Annotated in this window: 13 protein-coding genes and 1 tRNA gene; 11 read left to right on the top strand and 3 right to left on the bottom strand. The window is 60.3% G+C overall.

What is annotated here, in order from left to right; translation table 11 throughout:
• Window positions 1-115 precede the first annotated feature (115 nt).
• A complete protein-coding gene (locus tag ACZ5YV_RS11920; RefSeq protein WP_464787804.1) occupies window positions 116-877 on the bottom strand; it encodes a LuxR C-terminal-related transcriptional regulator in 762 nt (253 codons plus the stop codon).
• Between the two features lie 532 nt (window positions 878-1409).
• Window positions 1410-1967 (bottom strand): outer membrane protein assembly factor BamE, encoded by a 558-nt coding sequence (locus tag ACZ5YV_RS11915; protein WP_464787803.1) that lies wholly within the window; start codon window positions 1965-1967, stop codon window positions 1410-1412.
• A gap of 88 nt (window positions 1968-2055) precedes the next feature.
• On the opposite strand from ACZ5YV_RS11915, the gene ACZ5YV_RS11910 reads away from it, so the two are divergent.
• The 3 genes from ACZ5YV_RS11910 to dinB are packed head-to-tail and all read left to right on the top strand — an operon-like array spanning window position 2056 to window position 4234.
• A complete protein-coding gene (locus ACZ5YV_RS11910) occupies window positions 2056-2571 on the top strand; it encodes a ubiquinol-cytochrome C chaperone family protein (RefSeq protein WP_464787802.1) in 516 nt (171 codons plus the stop codon).
• Complete coding sequence (locus tag ACZ5YV_RS11905) at window positions 2568-3098, top strand: YceD family protein (RefSeq protein WP_464787801.1); 531 nt, start codon at window positions 2568-2570, stop codon at window positions 3096-3098. The genes ACZ5YV_RS11910 and ACZ5YV_RS11905 overlap by 4 nt, the downstream gene beginning before the upstream one ends.
• Window positions 3099-3154: 56 nt before the next feature.
• The gene (gene dinB / locus ACZ5YV_RS11900) at window positions 3155-4234 is read left to right on the top strand and encodes a DNA polymerase IV (protein ID WP_464787800.1); all 1080 of its coding nucleotides are present in this window, start codon (window positions 3155-3157) and stop codon (window positions 4232-4234) included.
• A 6-nt stretch (window positions 4235-4240) separates the two neighbouring features.
• Here the strand turns inward: dinB and ACZ5YV_RS11895 are convergent, their stop codons facing one another.
• A complete protein-coding gene (locus tag ACZ5YV_RS11895) occupies window positions 4241-5035 on the bottom strand; it encodes a DUF1134 domain-containing protein (protein WP_464787799.1) in 795 nt (264 codons plus the stop codon).
• A 233-nt stretch (window positions 5036-5268) separates the two neighbouring features.
• Here ACZ5YV_RS11895 and ACZ5YV_RS11890 point away from each other — a divergent pair.
• From ACZ5YV_RS11890 to ACZ5YV_RS11855, 8 genes are all read left to right on the top strand, one after another.
• A tRNA-Ser gene (locus ACZ5YV_RS11890) sits at window positions 5269-5360 on the top strand.
• Window positions 5361-6020: 660 nt separating this feature from the next.
• The gene (locus ACZ5YV_RS11885) at window positions 6021-6548 is read left to right on the top strand and encodes an RNA polymerase sigma factor (RefSeq protein ID WP_464787798.1); all 528 of its coding nucleotides are present in this window, start codon (window positions 6021-6023) and stop codon (window positions 6546-6548) included.
• Between the two features lie 56 nt (window positions 6549-6604).
• Window positions 6605-7561 (top strand): FecR family protein, encoded by a 957-nt coding sequence (locus ACZ5YV_RS11880; RefSeq protein WP_464787797.1) that lies wholly within the window; start codon window positions 6605-6607, stop codon window positions 7559-7561.
• Between the two features lie 82 nt (window positions 7562-7643).
• Window positions 7644-9869 (top strand): TonB-dependent receptor, encoded by a 2226-nt coding sequence (locus tag ACZ5YV_RS11875; protein ID WP_464787796.1) that lies wholly within the window; start codon window positions 7644-7646, stop codon window positions 9867-9869.
• 214 nt (window positions 9870-10083) lie between these two features.
• Window positions 10084-10863: a DUF2334 domain-containing protein gene (locus ACZ5YV_RS11870; protein ID WP_464787795.1), complete on the top strand. Its 780-nt coding sequence runs from the start codon at window positions 10084-10086 to the stop codon at window positions 10861-10863.
• Window positions 10820-11959 carry a glycosyltransferase gene (locus ACZ5YV_RS11865; protein ID WP_464787794.1) on the top strand — a complete coding sequence of 380 codons (1140 nt, stop codon included), beginning with the start codon at window positions 10820-10822 and terminating at the stop codon, window positions 11957-11959. Before ACZ5YV_RS11870 ends, ACZ5YV_RS11865 begins: the two co-directional genes overlap by 44 nt.
• A 76-nt stretch (window positions 11960-12035) precedes the next feature.
• On the top strand, window positions 12036-12995 hold the full coding sequence (locus ACZ5YV_RS11860) for a hypothetical protein (protein WP_464787793.1): 960 nt from the start codon (window positions 12036-12038) through the stop codon (window positions 12993-12995).
• Window positions 12995-13498 carry a DUF2141 domain-containing protein gene (locus ACZ5YV_RS11855; RefSeq protein ID WP_464789213.1) on the top strand — a complete coding sequence of 168 codons (504 nt, stop codon included), beginning with the start codon at window positions 12995-12997 and terminating at the stop codon, window positions 13496-13498. The genes ACZ5YV_RS11860 and ACZ5YV_RS11855 overlap by 1 nt, the downstream gene beginning before the upstream one ends.
• Window position 13499: the final 1 nt, after the last annotated feature.

Raw genomic sequence — 13499 nt, 5'->3', positions numbered from 1 at the left:
TTCAACAGGCCGAAGCCCCGCCCCGGCTACTGAAGACTCCTGCGTTTGCGCGCAGGAGCATCAGTCAGAATTTATGAGGGGGTGACCGCAGCCCTTTTTCAGGCCACGGTCAAGTTCAGGCACGGCTGAGCGGCATGGCAGCCAATTCAAGCTGCGGCAGCTGCGCGGGATGAGGGATCGTCACCTCCACTGGCACTACCGGCTCTACCTCCGGCACCCGTCCACGCATTCCATGATTGGCTGCCCAGATCGCAGCCTGCGTGCGGTTCTTGACGCGCAGCTTGCGCAGCACCGCCTTCACATGGACCTTCACCGTCGCCTCGCTGATATCCATTCTCTTGGAGATCACCTTGTTGGGGCATCCCATGATCAGCCAGCGCAGGATTTCCAGCTCGCGATCCGACAGGCTGGCAGCATCGACTGGCCGTTCAACCTCCAGCGCGTCCGTGAGTGTCGGCCGCGACTGCAATTCATCGGCGAGTTGCGGCGGGAGCACCCGTTCGCCCATCGCCACCAGGTGCAGCGTCGCGACCAGGCGGTCGCAGCTGATTTCCTTGATGATATAGCCCATTGCACCAAGCCGGAAGGCCTTCAGCATCGTCTGGAAATCGAACCGGTCGGACAGAACCACCAGATAGGAACAGGGAAATCGCCGTTGAAGGACGGCAACGCTGTCCGCATCAAGTTCTTCGGTTCCATTATCGACCAGAAGCAGCGACGGCCCGGTATCTTCTTCCGGCACCTCCGCCTTCTGGAGTGCAGCGGCAATATTGGGATATTGGTTAACCCGGAAATCTCGTTCAGTGAGAATCCGGCTCAGCCCTTCTCTAACAATTGCATTACCGCACAACAGACGCACATTGACTGGGTAAGCCATTGGGTATTCCCCTCATGATCCCTTCCACCTTCGTTAGCAGGCCCCAAACGAAGCGTGAAAGACCAGTTTCCAAATGCCTGCAGTGCGACCCTTTCTTTTCGTTTCAACGAGTTATGACTAGCATATTTGCGCGACAAGAGTCCTGAACTGCTCGCGGAAATTTAGGGTTAGTGCCAGAATTCGCTAACGAACTGTTAATGCGTTATATTCTGACTTTAACCTTATGTAGTATGCCAAACGTGCAGCGCGAGATATACTACTTTAGTCTTACTGCCGACGGCACTGGTCAAGCATATTCCTGAGCCGTCGCCGTTGCGAGTCTCTATTTGTTAACGCGAAAAATTAACCATGTTTCCAAACAAGTCCAATGACTTGGATCGCCGGAATTTTTTGATGTCACCGATACTGGCACGCAAGCCTGCTCGAGACTCGCGAAGGCGATGCTTTCTTGCCACAGCCGCCAGGGGGAATCCGGTAATAAGACTGCTGCGAAAAGGGAGCGTTGACCCCGGCCAGCCTTGCTATCCTGTCCTTAGGAACCGTTAGGACCGCCACCGCCGGTATTGCTACCGCCGCCTCCGCCGCCCATGCCACCGGCGCCCACCGCGCCGATGTTCCCGAAAATCTCGTCGAACAGACTGCGATGGCGGCCAAGAGTCGGCGTCTTGTCGCCCGCGGGCGATATCTTGGCGACCTGCTCAAGCCCCATGCGATCCACTGCAGTCACATTGCCCGCCGGGTCGAAACGGACATGCAACACCGTCTGAGCCACCGGCTTGGGATTGGAGAAGGCAAGCGCCCGCATGTCGCGCGACACATAATACCAGTCCTGATCCCCGAATTGCGCGGTGAAGCTGGGTCGGCCCAGCGTTCCTTCAACGGAGGCACGGTTGTCGATACCCGGCTGGATCGAATCGACCAGCAGCTTATCCACCTGATAGCCCTGATGTGTCCGGATGCGGGTGCAAGCGGATGTACCAAGGACCAGCGCGCCAAGGCCGACGGCGAGCAACAGATGTCGGCTGAACTGACGCATGAACTTCTCCTGCCGGGACAGGCCCCGGGAAAACGCGAAAACCAAAGCCGCCATTGCATCGCGCGGCCTGCCGATCAATATGGAAATGCGCGACCCCCGGCAAGGGGGCCTCCGCTCAGCTCAGCCAGGAAACTGCTTCGACATGCCAAACCTATTCCAGCGCCTGTTCGCGCGAACCGATCCCAAGGACGCGATGCAGCCGCTCTATCAGGCCATCGTCCATGAAGGACGTCAGCCGCATTGGTATATGGAAGGCCAGGTCCCCGACACCATGGACGGCCGGTTCGACATGATCGTCGCCATCCTCGCCCAGGTGCTGATGCGGATGGAAGCGATCGGCGCTGCGCAGGAAAGCGTGTGGCTGACGGAATTGTTCGTAGATGACATGGACGGCCAGCTGCGTCAGGAAGGCGTGGGCGACGTCGTGGTGGGCAAGCATATCGGCCGGATGGTGAGCGCGCTGGGCGGCAGGCTGTCAGCCTATAAGGCAGCATTGCTGGGCGAGGCGGAACTGCGGGAAGCGCTGGAGCGCAACCTGTATCGTGGCGCGACGCCGGGGGATGATGCGATCAATCATGTCGAATCTCGCTTGCGATCGCGCTGGGTTCGGCTTTCCGGATTGTCGCTCGGCGCTTTGCTGACCGGAGATCTTGGATGAGCAACCCGGCCCCCGAATTTTCTCGCCCGGTGCGCGCTGATCAGATCGCGCGGCATGCGCAAGGAGTGACGATCACCGCCAACGCCAGCGAGCGGGAAGCGTTGGCGAGGCGGTTCCATCTGCTTTCGCTCAGCCGCCTTGATGCCGATTATACGCTGAGCGAAAATGATAGCGGCATCGAGGCACGCGGGCGCGTGCGGGCTGAACTGGCCCAGCCCTGCGTCGCTACCGGTGTCGCCGTGCCCGAGAAGATCGACAGCGAATTCCTGCTGCGCTTCGTCGCGGAGCGCGACGATGAAGGCGATGACGAGGAACTGGAGATCGATTCGGACGATTGCGACGTCATCGGCTTTGATGGGCAGACGATCGACATGGGGGAAGCGGTCGCCGAAACCATGGCCTTGGCCATGACGCCCTATCCCCGTTCTGCCGACGCGGACTCCTATCTGCGGGAAGCAGGCGTCCTGTTGGAAGAACAAGCCAGTCCTTTTGCTGTCCTCCAGTCCTTGAAGGACAAGAAGTCCTGACCTGACGACGCCTTCCGCGTTTTGCTTTCGTTCCTGCTGTGGCATAAACCTCTGCCATGGATTCCGGGCCGCGCAAGATCATCCATATCGACATGGATGCCTTTTATGCGTCGGTCGAACAGCGCGACGACCCGGCGTTGCGGGGCAAGCCGATCGCCGTGGGCGGCGGCGGCCCGCGAGGGGTCGTGGCCACCGCCAGCTATGAGGCTCGCACATTTGGCGTGAAATCGGCCATGCCCGGCGCGCGGGCGCGGCGGCTCTGTCCGGACCTTCTGTTCGTGAAGCCCCGGTTCGAAGTGTATCGCGCCGTTTCGGCTCATGTGCGGGAGATTTTCGCCCGCTTCACCGACATTATTCAGCCGCTTTCGCTTGATGAGGCTTATCTGGACGTCACGGTGAACAAGCCGGGCCTGGCCTCCGCAACGGTCATCGCCCAGCAAATCCGGCGCATGATCCACGAAGAAACGGGTCTCACCGCCTCGGCGGGCGTTTCCTACAACAAGCTGATCGCCAAACTCGCTTCGGATCAGAACAAGCCGGACGGCATTTGCGTCGTGCGGCCCGGCGAAGGAGCAGGCTTCATGGCGGAGATGCCTGTTCGGCGCATCCATGGCGTAGGGCCGGTGACGGCGCGGCGGATGCAGGCGTTAGGGATTGAAACCGGCGCCGACCTTCGCGGACGGGACCTGCCTTTCCTTCAGCAGCATTTCGGCAGCGCGGCTCCCTTCTATTATCGTGCCGCGCGCGGGGAGGACCACCGGCCGGTCCATGAACGGCAGGAAAGGAAATCCGTCAGTGTCGAGGACACATTTTTCGACGACCTGATAACACAGGATGCGCTGGTCGCCGAAATAGACCGGATCTCGCAAAGCCTCTGGGGAAGGATCGAGAAGAGTGGCGCCTATGGTCGCACCATCGTCCTGAAAATCAAATTCGCCGATTTCCGGATCATCACACGATCAAAAAGCATGGGCGCCACGGTTCGGTCGCCCGATCTGCTGGCGACAACAGCGCGCGCCCTGCTGCTCGCCCAGCTGCCCCTACCCATGGGGGCTCGGCTGCTCGGTCTTGGGGTGCATAATCTCGACGCCGAAGAGCCGGTCGAGGGAGGCCAGCAGCTCAGCTTTGTCCTTTGAACCGGATCAGAAGGGCAGCCAGTTCCGCTTTTCCGTGAACTTCATGTAGCCAGCATTGATGCCCAGCCGATAACCCACGCCCAGGCGGATCGGGATCAGCACGACGCTTCCCCAACGCAGGTAGCTGGCCGTGAAGCCACCAACGAGATAGGCTGTGCCTTCGGCAGCGGGGAAACGGTGGTAAAGGTCCTGCGTGTCATAGAGATTATAGACCAAGACGAAGGTGTTGGCCGCGTTACCGCCCACGTCGAAGCCGATCGACGGCCCGGTCCAATAGACCTCCCGCTTGCCTTCCACCTTGTGATTGAGCGTACCGGACCCATAGCGCAGGCCAACGACAAAGGCGCCGGATGCTTCCCGACCGGCAATATAGGCGTTGGGACGGCCCTGATCCTTCAGGATCTTCTCGATCATGCCGGCAAGACCCTCGGCCCCCTTGCCAAAGACGCCCTCGGCCGCTCCGATCAGGTCATCTTCCTGATAGGATTCGCTCGGGCTCAAGGCGGCGGGGGGCGAGTTGGACGTCACCGGCGCGCCCGTTGCGGTGCTGTTCGCCGCAGGCGGGGCATAATCCGGCGCCGTGTTGCTGGGAGGCGGCACGCTGCGGTCGATGCCGGGGTCGGTCGGGGTGCTGTTCGCGGGCGGAACGGGCGCTAGGTCCGCGTCGATCGCGGTGTTGGGATCGACCGTGCGCACCTGCGCCGTCGCAACAATTGGACTGAACGCCATGCCAGCGGCGGCGAATGCCAACGCACCCCGCCGCACATTGCGAGCCGTCGCACGCCTTAAAATCCCGATCATGCCCGCTACTCCCCGAATTTTCCGCTCTTCGACCAACTATCAGATTATCGGAAAGCAAGCTGAAACGACAATGAACGAACGGCGACCCGAGTCGATTCCGGGCTGGAACGAATCCTGCGGACAAGTTTGTAAGAATTTCCTGGCACACACCCGTTGCCTTGCGCGAAAGCGGCCGTTATAGCGCTCCTCGCCTAGCCGCTATCCCGCTTCAAGCGGGTGTTCAGGCCATGTTTGGAGACGTGGGTGAGTGGCTGAAACCAACGGTTTGCTAAACCGTCGTGCTGAGAATTCGGCACCGAGGGTTCGAATCCCTCCGTCTCCGCCAACATCGATCCACAGGCCTGAATGCTAGGCCAATAATCACGGCTAATTCCCGGCGGCATGCTAAGCGCTCCACAGCCCCACCAGACATGACAGGTCGCAGCGTCTTCGCGCGAGTATTCGATCGCAGCGGCGTCTGTTTCGATCGCAGCGCTGCTTTTGGAGGAGGTCGCGTCATTAGGAGTCGGCCAAAAATCGGCCGTCGCCATCGCAGCGTACAAAGGCCGTCGCAATACTGATAGTTGTCCTCCATATTACCGGCAGCTTGGTTGTGCCTGAGCCCAGCGGCCTGATCAGCGACTTATCATTCCTGGCAGCACACATATTCGCCAGCTTGCTTATGATGAATTCCGTCGTGATCGCCACCGCGCTGGCTCTGTGGCGCGTGTCACTTAAATTTCGCGTGATATCTGCCGCAACGGAAGTTCTTTGACGCCGACGTTTCAAGGGGATTAATGGTAAATCCAATTATGGAGAGGATAACTGGGGAACGATCAGGAGATTGTGCGTCGTCATGCGCGGCAATGATTGATCCCTCGGCGGGAGTGATGCCCGATATTTCGCCTGCGCCTCTGGTCGGCACTAACGTGCGCCCACCGCGCTGGCGTCGTGCGGCGCCAAGATTCTGCTTTCGGAGCCGATGGATATCCGACAAACAGGATCGATGAGTGCCGATCACAAGAATGAGCTCCAATCGGCCTATGGTATCCATCGCACCGAACTGCTGCGGTTTCTAACCGCCCGTACCGGTGACTCGGCCGAAGCGGAAGACCTTCTTCAGGAACTATGGATTCGTGCGCGGACCCAGCCATCGGGACCCGTTGTTAACGGTCGCGCCTATTTGTTCCGTATGGCCCAGAATCTGATCGTCGACCGTTTGCGCGAGCGTCAGCGGCGCATGGCACGCGACCGCCGATGGTCAGACGAGGAAACGGGCTTCGTGACCGGTGGGGCCGAACCAGCCGACCAACGCCGCACCCCGGAAGAAACGATGTTGGATCGGGAGGAGGTCGCGGCGCTCGTCTCTGCGTTGGCTACGCTGCCGGAGGGCGCTCGCCGGGCTTTCGAACTGCACAAGCTGCAAGGCCTCAATCACGGGGAGGTCGCCATCCGGCTTGGTATCAGCAAGAGCGGCGTGGAAAAGCATATGGCGGTGGCGATGAAATATCTGCGCCGCGCCCTGATGAACTGAGGTATGACAGATTTGCGACGTCTAGGGACTATCAGGATATTGGAAGGGCTCTCGCCATGACGGCGCGGTCGGACATCGATGAAGCGACGCTGGAAGAGGCGTTGGCCTGGCAGGCGGCGCTGGAAAGCGACGATGCCGACTGGGGCGGCTATGTCGCTTGGCTGGAAGCCGATCCGTGTCATCGCGAGGCATTCGATTCGGTCGTTCTTTTGTCCGCCGCAATCAACGACCACCGGCCTGAGATCGCAAAGTTGCTGGCAGCGCAAATCCCGGTCGATGTTCGGCCCGTGCGCCGCGGCTGGCGCCTGCCGTATCTGGCGGGAGGCCTGGCAGCAGCCGTGGCCCTGATCATCGCGTTTCCCCTTTACCGGACATCAGAGCCGGTTGAGCAGTATAGCGCCAATAGCGGCAGCAGCCGTATCGTCACACTGGCCGATGGCGTCAGCGTCACACTGTCGCCTGCCAGCCGCATCGTAGTGCGGGGCAGGGATGCAAATCGGATCGAACTGGCGAGTGGCGAGGCCTATTTCGATGTGAAGCATGATCCGGGCCGCACACTCGCGGTGTCGGCCGGGGATTATCAGATCGCCGATATCGGCACTCGTTTTTCCGTGAATATCGCCAGTCATGCCCTTCGGGTGGCGGTGGCAGAAGGGTCGGTAACGGTGGCTTCGGCCAGCAGGGAGCAGCCCATCAAGGTTGCCGCCGGTCAACAGCTGACGGGAAATGCGGCCGCCGTCACATTGTCGCCTGCGCCGAAGGATGATGTGGCGAGTTGGCGTTCGGGTCGATTATCCTATACCGACACCCCGCTTGCGTTGGTGGTTGGCGATATCGTACGTTACACGGGCAAGCCCGTCTCGCTCGATCCTTCGCTGGAGCAACGTCATTTTTCTGGCACATTGGTCATTGGCGACGGATCTAAACTCCTCACCGACCTCACCACCCTTCTGGAAGTGGATGTACAGAAGCAAGGTAGCGGTTTTCGCCTTCGCGCTCCTGCTAATCGCTGATGCAGGTTTTCATCCCGCACCAGCGGACGCGAAAGAACGCCTTTATCGCCTGGATATTCCATCGGAGCCATTGAGCGTCTCATTGTCGCGCATATCCGCGATCGCGGGTATTTCGATCGGTTTGCCGGGCGATATGCCGCATGTTTTCAGTGGGCCGGTGAAGGGCACGATGTCCGTTGAAACCGCTCTGGGTCGGCTGCTGAAGGGCAGCGGTTATCGTGCGGTTAGATTAGGACCTGCCCTGTATCGAATTGAGCGGCAGGCTGTAGCCACCCCACCGCCCTTGCGCAGCCTCGCTCCAGCCTTGCCCTCAACAGATCTTCCCTGGCCTGATATCGTCGTCACCGCACAGAAGCGTCTCCAACCCCTTGCCACCCTACCGCTATCGGTCTCCGTGGTGTCACTTGATAGCCTTGCCGCAGGGTCCGGGTCGCCGACCAGTCGGGACATCAGCCTGAACATGGAAGGGCTGTCGATGACGAACCTGGGGCCGGGTCGCAATCGGCAGTTCATCCGCAACGTGGCGGACAGTCCATTCAACGGGCAAAGCCAGTCAACCGTGGCAGTTCAGGTCGATGATGCGCGCGTGACGTTCGATGCCCCCGATCCCGACCTTCGCCTGATCGACATAGATCGGGTCGAAATCCTCAAAGGGCCGCAGGGGCCGCTTTATGGGTCAGGAGCGCTCGGCGGCATTTATCATATCGTCACGCGCCCGCCGGAATTGGACCGCGTCGGCGGCGCCATCCGCCTTTCGGGCCAGAGCGTCACTCATGGTGGCACGGGAACGGGGGGCGAAGCGATCGTCAATATTCCGATCGTCAAGGGCACCTTGGCCGTGCGGGGCGTGGGCTACAGATTTGTCGATGCGGGATGGATCGACAGCGGCGCCGGACGCAAGGACAGCAATGCGGTCAAAACCAGTGGCTGGCGTCTTGGTGTACGCTGGCGGCCGACGAACCGCTGGACGGTGGACGTCGGCGTTGCGATGCAGGATCTTGATGCACGCGATAGCCAATACGTCGTCGCGGATCGCAAGACGCTGAGCCGATCGACCTTGTTTGCCGAACCTAGCTATAATGATTTCAAGCTGTTTCATGCCAGTGTCGAAGGCGAACTGGGAAGCGTCAAACTCCGTTCCGCGACCAGCTATGTCGATCATCGATTCAACTATGTCATCGATGCGACGGACGCCGCCGCACAGTTCGCCATCCTGGAAGCCGCGCGCTTCACGGAACGGCGCGCCTACACTCTGTTCAACCAGGAACTGCGGCTGACGCCTTCGAACGGCGGTTCCTGGCTCATTGGCCTGTCCTATCTGCGTGCCACGACCGGAGTGCATTCGACGATCGCGGCGGTATCGCAACCGCTTTCACCGACGACTGTCCAGTCGCTCGACCGAATCGTGACCGAATATGCCCTGTTTGGCGAAAATAGATTCTCGGTCCTGCCGGGCCTCGACGCAACCGTCGGGGCGAGGCTGTTTCATTCGACAGCGGAGGATGAGACAACCGAAATGGCAAGGACAAGATCGCAAAGCATAGCCAAGACGATATTGTCACCCAGCCTGACGCTGTCACGACCATTCGCGGAAAGGGGCGTGCTATATCTGCGATATGCGCGCGCCATGCGGCCTGGCGGTCTTGCATCTGTGGGACAATCTAATGGCGGCCGATTTAGCGCGGATGAACTTGATACGGTTGACCTCGGATTTCGACAGTCGTCCGAAAACGGCCGACTCTCTCTCAGCGCCAGCAGCTATTTCACGCGCTGGAGCGATATCCAATCGGACTTCCTGTTGCCCAACGGCCTGATTTCCACGCGCAATGCGGGGCGGGGCGACATCATCGGGATCGAAGGCACGATCGACTGGTCACTTGGTCGCGGCTTTGGTGTGTCGGCAGGCGGAAGTTTTCAAAGCGCGCGTCTTACCCATGCCGCAGACGGTCTCAAACTGGACGACACCCGTCTTCCGGTGACGCCCGACCTGACTGGCCGACTAGCTATCAACCAGCATGTGACGTTAGGCGGCTGGCAAGGACAGGCCGTGCTACAGGCCAACTATATCGGCAGCGCGCGCTTGACCTTCGATAGCGATCTGGACAGGGAAATGGGGCGTTATGCAACGCTGTCGACCTATGCCGACCTGTCGCGATCTTTCTGGACGATCGGCCTGCGGATCGACAATATTTTTGATGTGAAGGGTGATAGCTTCGCATTCGGCAACCCCTTCTCCATTCGCGAAGCGCCGCAGTTCACCCCGCTCAGACCGAGAATGATTACGGCTTCAATCGCGCGGCATCTGTGACTGTGGCAGCCAATATATCGCGATAAGCCAACAGGATCAGCGTGGCCCTATGCCTCATGGCCTGTCAGTCATTCATCATGTCGGTTGATGCCGTGCAGAAGGCAGCCTGATCGCGGTATGATACCGCTTTTTTTATAGCACAACTGCGGCAATTGCGTTCCAGCGCCGTCGTACGACCGGGCCGAAAAGCGCGCCCAGCGGAACAGTCAAAAATATGCGGCGATTGCTGGTGTCCATTCATGATGTCGGTCCAGGGTTCGAGGCCGAAATCGACATTCTGCTCGACTGGGTGACGCGGTTTGTCTCACCACAGCATCTAGCCATGCTGGTCGTGCCAAATCATTGGGGCCAACACCCAATCATTGCCGGGTCGCCCTTTGCAGACCGTGTGCGTTGCTGGTCGGATATGGGGATCAGCATGTTCGTGCATGGCTGGTTTCACAGCGATTCTTCCATGCACAGGGGGAGGCTCGCCGCCTTCAAAGCCCGCCATATGACGGCGGGCGAAGGCGAGTTTCTGGGATTGGAGCCAGAAACGGCCGCTGCCCTTATGCGTGCGGGCCAAGCCCTGATCGAAGACATTACTGGACGTCCCGTCGCGGGCTTCGTCGCTCCGGCCTGGCTGTATGGCAAAGGCGCCAAGGCAGCCCTCGTGGCATCCGGCTTTGCCCTGGCAGAGGACCATATGAAGGTGTGGAGTCCACGCTCTGGCAGGACCATCGTGCGCGGACCCGTCATCACCTGGGCCAGCCGCAGCAGGAGCCGCATCGCTTCCTCGCTGGTCATAGCTAGGTTGCTGCCCCACATCCTCCATTTCACCCCGGCAATCCGCGTCGCGGTGCATCCGGGCGACGTGCGCGTGCCCGCGCTGCTCACCAGCATCGACAATGTGCTGCGTCGGTTGTGCGCGATGCGGACGCCTATGGGATATGAAGAATTATTGAACGATCATGTTGTCGCGCATTCGCATCCTGACATTCCTGCACAGCTTTGAGCCAGGCGGTGTCGAGCGCGTCGCGTTGCGCCTCGTGCGGCAATGGAGGCTTGAAGGCGTCGACGCCCCGCTGTTCATGGGACGCTCCAGCGGAGCGATGTGGGCCGAACTGAGCGACGGCCTGTACTATGACTCGCCTTCCCAACCAGCATTCGGCACCTGTTGGTTCGAAACATTATGGATGATCGCGACGCTACCAGCCTTCGTCCGTCGCAGCGCGCCGGACATCCTTTTTTGCGCGGGCAACAGCTACGCCATTGTAGCGGTTGCGATGAAGCTGATCCTGGGTCGTCGCTGCCCGCCGATCCTGGCCAAGATCAGTAACGACCTGGATCGTCGCGACATGATACCGCCGGTTCGCCTGCTATATCGCGGCTGGCTGTGGGTACAGGGACGCTTCATCGATCATTTCGTCGGCATGGAACAGCCGATGGCGCAGGAGATCGGCGCGGCGATGGGCATCGCACCGCATCGCATTGCAATCATTCCGGACCCCGCGCTCTCCCGCGGGCAGATCGAACGCCTCAGGAATGCGCGAAGCAACCGCATGAACGGAGAGGCTGGTGTCAGGTTCGTGTCGGTGGGACGTCTGGCACCGCAGAAAAATTTCGCCCTCATGCTGCGCGCCTTTGCCGCCGCCGCTGGCCCGGCTGATACGCTCATCATATATGGCGAAGGACCGGAACGCTCAAAGCTGGCACGATTGATCGATCGACTGGGCCTTGCTGGGCGCGCCACGCTGGGCGGCCATGTGGCTGATCCCGCCAGTCGGCTTGTCCACTTCGATGTGTTTCTGTTGTCATCGGACTATGAAGGCGTCCCGGCCGTGCTGCTTGAAGCCCTGGCAGCGAGCTTGCCGATAATTACAACCCGATCCAGCCGGAGCATTTCGGCAATGATGATGGACGGGCGGCTGGCGAAAATCGTGCCGGTCGGCGATTGTCCAGCGCTGGGCCACGCCATCGGCAGTGCAGCCGACATGCGACAGGATGCCGCAACCAGCCTCACTCAGGCATCGCGCTTCACCATCGAGGATGCCGCGGGCGATTATCTGCTCGTCCTGACCGCTCTGTGGGAAGGACGCGCGGGGCACTGAAAATATTCGCGGCCTCGACTGAGGTGCCGAGTGACAGGTGCCGTCGTGCAGGTAAGCCAACGACAAAGAGCAGCATATGACCGGCTTGAGCGCTTCGGGCATGATCGTTCCCACGTCCCTGGATGCCGAAGAAAGGCATCATCTTCCCGGATCGATCATCGATCCTGAACCGCTGATCAGATCAAGCCGCAACTGGACACGCTGGGCGGGACCGCTCGTCTCCATCCTTATCCTGATCGTCGCCCTCGACCAGTTCAGGGGGCTTGATCGGGCCGCGCTCTGGGCGTTGCTGCCCGTCAGGCCGATTTTTTGGCTGACCTTCCTGTTCTATTACACGGCAGGTCCGCTCTCAGAATGGATCATCTTCCGACGGCTCTGGAAAATTCCGCTGGAAGGTTTTGGCGCGCTGATGCGCAAACTGGTCAGCAACGAAATTCTGCTGGGTTATCTGGGCGAAGTCTATTTCTACGCCTGGGCGCGCCGCAATGCGCGGATTACCGCTGCCCCCTTTGGCGCCATCAAGGATGTCACCATCCTGTCCGCGCTGGTGGGCAACGCCGTGACGCTGGTGATGGTTCTGTTCGCCATTCCGCTGTTCAACGCGATCGACACAGGTGCGCGGCGGTGGGACATAATCGGCTCGATCCTGTTCATGCTCGGGTCGTCCTTGGCCGTCATGATCGCGCGCAACCGCCTTTTTACCCTGCCCCGACAGGAATTGTGGCGGGTCGCCTTCATCCATCTGTTGCGGATCGTCGCCACAACCCTGCTTGCGGCTGCAATGTGGCATATGCTGCTTCCCGCCGTCGCGCTCGGCTGGTGGATATTGCTGGGGACCTTGCGCCAACTGGTTTCGCGCCTGCCTTTCCTGCCAAACAAGGATATCGTTTTCGCCGGCATTGCAGCCTTTTTCGTCGGGGCGGGCAATGAAATCGCTTCGGCCATGGCGTTGATGGCGACGCTCATTCTGGCCGCGCATCTTCTCGTCGGCATGGTGTTGGGAACTGCCGAACTGTTGAAGGAAGGGCGGTCGTGATGCTGATACCAGCGATGCTGGCGGCGGTGGCCCTCCACTCCTCACCGGAACTGGGCAAGGCCGCGGGCCAATGTCGTCCCGGCGAAAATGGATCAGCCTTCCTGGTGGATGTAGAGGGTTTGAAGGACCGCAAGGGCCTGCTGAAGCTGGAGCTCTACCCTTCCGACGACAAGGACTTCCTGGCCGATGACAATGTGCTCATCGCGGCAGGAAAGGCGTTCGCGCGCGTCGAGATCGGGATACCGCCATCCGGACCGGTATCGATGTGTATCCGGACGCCGGGTCCCGGCACTTACGCGCTCAGCCTGATGCACGATCGCAACTCAAACCACCGTTTTTCCATGTCGGCCGATGGCGTCGGCTTTCCGGGCAATCCCAGGCTTGGTCTGTCCAAACCGCCTGCGGCCGCCGCCAGCGCGCATGTGGGCGACCGTCCGGCCCGCCTGCCGATCAGACTGAATTACTGGAAGGGGATATTTTCCTTCGGCCCGCTGGAGCGATAGC

It is taken from the genome of Sphingobium sp. TomTYG46, assembly GCF_055396345.1.
This window is presented reverse-complemented; position numbering and strand designations above follow the sequence as displayed.